Genomic DNA, 1,247 nt, shown 5'->3' on the forward strand with positions numbered 1-1,247 from the left:
ATGGCAAAAGAAAAGTTTGAACGCGTAAAACCGCACGTAAACGTTGGTACAATCGGCCACGTTGACCACGGTAAAACTACACTAACTGCAGCAATCACTAACGTACTTGCAAAAGTATACGGCGGTGTTGCTAAAGATTTCGCATCAATCGATAACGCTCCAGAAGAGCGCGAGCGTGGTATCACAATCTCAACTTCTCACGTTGAGTACGATACGCCAACTCGTCACTACGCACACGTAGATTGTCCTGGTCACGCCGATTATGTTAAAAACATGATCACTGGTGCTGCTCAAATGGACGGCGCTATCTTAGTAGTAGCTGCGACTGACGGCCCTATGCCACAAACTCGTGAGCACATCCTACTTTCTCGCCAAGTTGGCGTACCTTACATCATCGTATTCATGAACAAATGTGACATGGTTGATGACGAAGAGCTACTTGAGCTAGTAGAAATGGAAGTTCGTGAACTTCTTTCTGAGTACGACTTCCCAGGTGATGATTTACCACTAATTCAAGGTTCTGCACTTAAAGCACTTGAAGGCGAAGAGCAATGGGAAGCTAAAATCGTAGAGCTTGCAGAAGCACTAGATTCTTACATTCCAGAGCCAGAGCGTGACATCGATAAGCCATTCATCATGCCTATCGAAGATGTTTTCTCAATTCAAGGTCGTGGTACAGTTGTAACTGGCCGTGTTGAAGCGGGTATCATCAACGTGAATGACGAAGTTGAAATCGTTGGTATCAAAGAGACTACTAAGTCTACTTGTACTGGTGTTGAAATGTTCCGTAAGCTTCTTGACGAAGGTCGTGCTGGTGAGAACATTGGTGCACTATTACGTGGTACTAAGCGTGAAGACGTTGAACGTGGTCAAGTACTAGCTAAGCCTGGTTCAATCAAGCCACACACTACATTCACTTCAGAAGTATACGTACTTTCTAAAGATGAAGGTGGTCGTCATACTCCATTCTTCAAAGGTTACCGTCCACAGTTCTACTTCCGTACAACTGACGTAACAGGTGACGTACAGTTACCAGATGGCGTAGAAATGGTAATGCCTGGTGATAACGTTAAGATGACAGTAACTCTAATCGCGCCAATCGCGATGGATGAAGGTCTTCGTTTCGCTATCCGTGAAGGTGGCCGTACTGTAGGTGCTGGTGTTGTAGCAACTATCGTAGAGTAATAGTTAACTTTTAAGTTAATTAATACTAAAAAAACCCGAGCTTAGTCTCGGGTTTTTTAATG

Annotated in this window: 1 protein-coding gene; it reads left to right on the forward strand. The window is 44.3% G+C overall.

The window, feature by feature from the left end; all coding sequences use genetic code 11:
• Positions 1–1,185, forward strand: coding sequence for an elongation factor Tu (gene tuf, locus V6260_RS18445; protein WP_058548756.1), 1,185 nt, complete (start codon positions 1–3; stop codon positions 1,183–1,185).
• Positions 1,186–1,247 lie beyond the last annotated feature (62 nt).

It is taken from the genome of Pseudoalteromonas aliena (assembly GCF_038155085.1).
In the GTDB taxonomy this organism is placed as follows: domain Bacteria; phylum Pseudomonadota; class Gammaproteobacteria; order Enterobacterales; family Alteromonadaceae; genus Pseudoalteromonas; species Pseudoalteromonas aliena_A.

Coding starts and splice junctions, on each gene's coding strand:
- tuf (WP_058548756.1), top strand. CDS start 1: ATGGCAAAAGAAAAGTTTGAACGCGTAAAACCGCACGTAAACGTTGGT.